Annotated in this window: 3 protein-coding genes; 1 reads left to right on the top strand and 2 read right to left on the bottom strand. The window is 47.5% G+C overall.

Features of this window, described 5'->3' with window-relative positions; all coding sequences use genetic code 11:
* Window positions 1–291: 291 nt before the first annotated feature.
* A complete protein-coding gene (locus tag L9G74_RS19770) occupies window positions 292–1,305 on the bottom strand; it encodes a transposase (protein ID WP_238898499.1) in 1,014 nt (337 codons plus the stop codon).
* 534 nt (window positions 1,306–1,839) lie between these two features.
* On the opposite strand from L9G74_RS19770, the gene L9G74_RS19765 reads away from it, so the two are divergent.
* On the top strand, window positions 1,840–3,468 hold the full coding sequence (locus tag L9G74_RS19765; RefSeq protein WP_238898498.1) for a methyl-accepting chemotaxis protein: 1,629 nt from the start codon (window positions 1,840–1,842) through the stop codon (window positions 3,466–3,468).
* Between the two features lie 46 nt (window positions 3,469–3,514).
* On the opposite strand, the gene L9G74_RS19760 is transcribed toward L9G74_RS19765, so the two are convergent.
* Entirely contained in the window at window positions 3,515–4,306 is a 792-nt protein-coding gene (locus L9G74_RS19760) for a PA3715 family protein (protein ID WP_238898497.1), read from the bottom strand.
* Between the last annotated feature and the right edge of the window lie 430 nt (window positions 4,307–4,736).

Genomic DNA, 4,736 nt, shown 5'->3' with positions numbered 1-4,736 from the left:
TGTTACTGATACAGTTCACTGCTGTACTGCTTGCCACAGCACCACCTGCCGCCTTGGCGGGTTTTGAATTCACACATAAATAATTGGAACAGCCACCATTTGCGTGGTTGTTTCTTTTTTCTCGGTTTTCTTCCGCGTTATGGCGATTTGATGGAAGATGAGGGGCATTAGGCCTCAGTAAGTAGCAGGCTGAGCTTAGATTCTGCGCGATTGTTGGATTTTGGATGTGCGAAGTTGGTGAAACACCGTTCGGGGTTCACTGAGTACAGACGAGAAGATGAGTTTTATGTGTTACTGATACAGTTCACTGCTGTACTGCTTGCCACAGCACCACCTGCCGCCTTGGCGGGTTTTGAATTCACACATTGCCGCCCAACTGCCACAAGCGCGAGCGTATTGTTTGCTGAATTCAGTAGCACTTTGTTTCCAAGCATCTGCTGCTATTCCCAATTGGTGTAATAGCTTGGGCTGCGTTTCTGCAATGGCACCACGCTTATCGGGGCGAATAGCGCGGCCAGTCCAATCAATCAGTTCCAAATAATCTGCAAAGTGAAATGGAATGCCCGATTGTGTAGCCGCTTGAGTGGCACCGTCAAAATGCAGTAGCGGTTTTAAAGGTGTTGTTTTGTACTGTGATGCTGGCTTATTTGGCTGAGCACTTTTCTGGGCTTGCTCTTTAATTCGTGCTTGTATCGAGGTGAAATCTGAGTCTGTAATGCTATCGGCAATCCCAGCGCGGATAGGGTTTAAATCAACGTACATCATGCAGGTTAACAGCGCCTGCTCATCCAACAGGGCTTGCGACTTAAAGCGGCCTTCCCAAAATACGCCGGTGCAGTTGTCTTCTTTATTTGCTTTACGGGCGATTTCTTCGTTTAAACAGCGCATAAACCAACTGATATCAGCTAGCCGGTTACGCCACTGTTCAATTAACGCATCCAACTGTAATTGCAGTGTTTTGTCGAGTTTGTCACCCTTCAAAAAACGAGCCACTAACATGGGCGGATGAAATAGCTGTGTCCAACGCTCAATGACCTCTGTCGAGTTCAATGCCTGTTGGCTTTCTACATCAATTTTTAGCACCAGATGATAGTGATTATTCATCACTGCATAGGCACAAATGTCGATGCAAAAAATAGCAGAAAGCTGGCGGATTTTGGTGGCTATCCATTCGCGGCGATGCTCATAACTGCGACCAGTTAACGCATCTTCGCCACACAGAAATGCGCGACGGACACAACGGTTAATGACGTGGTAATAAGGGGTTGATTCAACATCAATCAAACGACGGCGGGCAACGGTCATAACAACACTCCTTGTTGTAGCAGCTTCACTCCCTGTGAATGTTATCAGACTACCGCCGTAATGCGTGAACAGCAACCAAAAATTGGTGGCTGTCCTGTATTTGTTGACGGCGGGCAACGGTCATAACAACACTCCTTGTTGTAGCAGCTTCACTCCCTGTTAATGTCATAAGACTACCGCCGTATGGTGTGGTCAACAACCCCAAATTGGTGGCTGTCTGGTATTTGTTGAGATGCCTCAAAGAAAAAAGATGGGGACAGCCATCAATTCGATGTCACTGTTTGATGTGTTTGTCGGTGTTATGCGTTGCTCATTGCGGCAGCGTCACTGCGGGGGTTGATGCTTGAAGGTCTCAATAGTTACAGGGAGAAAATGGGATGTGCCACGTTTTTTAATGGTTGCTGGCCGTTACGTCGGTAATCCCCAAATTACCTAAATGACTAAAACTGCGGTTTATCTTGCTTGGTTACTTGGCTGTTTTCAGCGTTGCTACCTACACTTTTTTCATCACGACCATGTTAGGAAAAAGGCACTATGAATTGGCGCAATTTGAAAATTGCTTGGCGAGCAGGTGTGAGCTTCGGTTTGATCGCGGTAATTATGATGCTGATGGCCGCGTTTTCGGTGCAACAGATGTATCGGCTAAATGACGCGTCTACCGAAATCAGCAGCAACTGGCTACCTAGTGTCAGGCAGAATTCTGCGTTGTTGTATCTCACACAAAAACTGCGGGTGGCTGAGTTTACCCACGTGCAACAGTCCCGCGATGAAGACATGCGGGCTACTGAGCAGCAATTTGGCGTGATCATGCAGGATGTTGAGAAGTCTGAGACTCGCTATCGGCAGTTGATTGACCCGAACTCGGCTGAAGAAAAACAATTATTTGAACGCTATCAGCAAACTAAGAAGAGCTACCTTGCACAGCATGATGAATTTTTAGTGATCTCTAAGCAAAACCTAACGCAACAGGCATTTGCCAAGCTGATGGATATGGAGCCTACGGCTAAAGCGCTTGAGCAAGCGTTGCAGGATATGATCGAATTTAATAACAAGGGCGCCACCGATGCCAGTAATGCGGGGGACGCTCGATATGAATTCGCGATGACTGCCATCGGCATAGTGCTATTAGTCAGTTTTACACTGATGGGCATTATTAGTGTGATGTTTACCCGTAGCATAGTGCGGCCGTTAGCGGCAGCGATAGAGAGTGCCGAGGCTGTCGCTGGTGGTAATCTTAACCATGTGATCAATGATGGGGCTACTGACGAACCTGCGGCGGTAATGCGTGCAATGCAGAATATGCAAACGCAATTGCGAGATACCATCAGCCAAATTTCAGATGCCTCAAATGCATTGTCCAGCGCGTCAACACTACTAAATCAACAAGCCGACACAAATCAACAGGAGTTAAGCCTCCAAAATGGTGAGATCCAGTCCGCTGCCACGGCTGTCACTGAGATGACCAGTGCGGTCGAAGAGGTGGCATTGAATGCGCAATCCACCTCTGACGCAGCAGAAAAAGCGGAGTCATCGGTGCAGGATGGTTTTGCTCAGGTCGAACAAACTACCGAACAAATTATGGCTGTTGGTAAAGAGATCACCCGTTCTAATCAGCTGTCTAGCGATTTGGCGCGCCGCGTAGAAGACATCAGCAAAGTGCTTGATGTTATTCGGGCGATTGCGGAACAAACCAATTTGCTAGCGTTAAACGCCGCCATTGAAGCTGCACGCGCTGGTGACCAAGGCCGCGGGTTTGCGGTGGTGGCGGATGAAGTAAGAACACTGGCGCAGCGTACACAGAACTCTACTGAAGAGATTGAATCAACCATTCGATTGGTACAGCAAGAGTCTCGTCAAGCGGCAGAAGCAATGCAGAAGAGTCATCTTCAGGCGCAGGCGATGGAGCAAAATGCACGGGCGACGCGTCAGAGTATTGAGGTGATTGCATCACAGATCAAAGATATCAGCGACCGCACCTTGCTTATTGCTAGTGCGGCGGAAGAACAAGCAGCGGTGGCGCGCGAGGTAGATCAAAACTTGAATAATATACAGAGTGCCTCCACCACTATCACCGATGGCGCCAGCCAAACCGCAGCCGCTAGCACTCAATTGCAGCAGCTCGCGCAGCAACTGAAGGGGTTAGTGAATCGTTTTCAGTTTTAACCTTTCGTAAGATTCAGGTGGCCGCCAACAGCTGTTGCCACCTGAGTTACTTCGCTGATGATGGGTCACGGTGGTACCACATCTTGCTGGGAATATCATCCCATTCACCTAACGGGTATTGGTTACCATCATATTTAAGGATTGTTTTGTAAGTGCGTCCTTTTTGGGTGTGAATATCACCGCTACTTTCTTGCCAATGTTCAATGTTTTCAGGATATACCAGCTGTAGATCACGTAGCCCATGGCTGCTTGATTCTAATACTTGAACATAACCGTTGGTTTTGGCACTCGTCCGCTCGCTATAGTCGTTCGCGGCACTTATTTCCGTCCAAAAAAACAGTGGTAGTGACTGCATAAGTGGCACCAGCTTGCCCTCTTGCGGTTGCTCATTAAACAAGGTGAGGAATTTATCGCTGCCGCCTTGCGCATATTGTGGCCAGTATCCAATGGCGAGACGTACCCCAAACGCGCGGTTGTTATCGGCCAACTGATATGCGGCAGTATCTAGCCAGATAACACCTGAATCGATGCGAGTGGAAGTATCTTCATCAAGAAAGTCTTGATACTGTCCAATGATGTTGTGGCTGTGGGCGTCCAACAACATCACTTGCCATATATAGGATGATTGCTCATCTTGCTGTAGACGATAAATCGCCGAAGCCAATACGGTATCTTTATGATTAGGAAGAGTTTTACAAGCGGAATCCACGATTTTAGCGTTGGTATCACCCAAGAGTTGTTTGAGCTGCCATGGGCTGCAATGCTGTGGTGTAGGCGTTGCTGCGTTTGCCGCACCACAGCCAACAATCAGTAGTGGAATGAGTATTCGGAATGTCATCAATCGATATCCTTTCTTTAACTAAGCCTGCCGTTGGCTGATGAGATAGTTGGCCGCGTTTAGCCGCTCAAAATGTTGGCTGCTACCTTACCTGAAAAAGTGTTGTTGATGAAGTTAGGAAAAATTTTGGTAAATTCGGGGATGGTAAATTCGAAATTCGAGGACAGCCATCAATTTATTGCTTGAGCTGCAACAGCAGAAAACTGAGAGAGAATTGAGGACATCCATCATTTTGCGAACGAGAAAAAAGTGAGGACAGCCATCAATTTTTGAAAGCGAAAAGCGAGGGAAATTGAGCGCGGAAAAATTGAGGACATCCATCATTTCGCGAGCGAAACGGGAACAGCCACGGAATCAGATGAAATCGAGGAAGCCAATTTTTCAATTTGAAGTGAGATGAATGCATTGGAACAGTCGGCGGATTAGCGCA

It is taken from the genome of Shewanella electrica, from assembly GCF_022321485.1.
GTDB lineage: Bacteria > Pseudomonadota > Gammaproteobacteria > Enterobacterales > Shewanellaceae > Shewanella > Shewanella electrica.
This window is presented reverse-complemented; position numbering and strand designations above follow the sequence as displayed.

Bases quoted from the DNA above. Each gene is read 5' to 3' on its own strand.
- L9G74_RS19770 (WP_238898499.1), bottom strand. From the start codon at position 1,305: ATGACCGTTGCCCGCCGTCGTTTGATTGATGTTGAATCAACCCCTTAT.
- L9G74_RS19765 (WP_238898498.1), top strand. From the start codon at position 1,840: ATGAATTGGCGCAATTTGAAAATTGCTTGGCGAGCAGGTGTGAGCTTC.
- L9G74_RS19760 (WP_238898497.1), bottom strand. From the start codon at position 4,306: ATGACATTCCGAATACTCATTCCACTACTGATTGTTGGCTGTGGTGCG.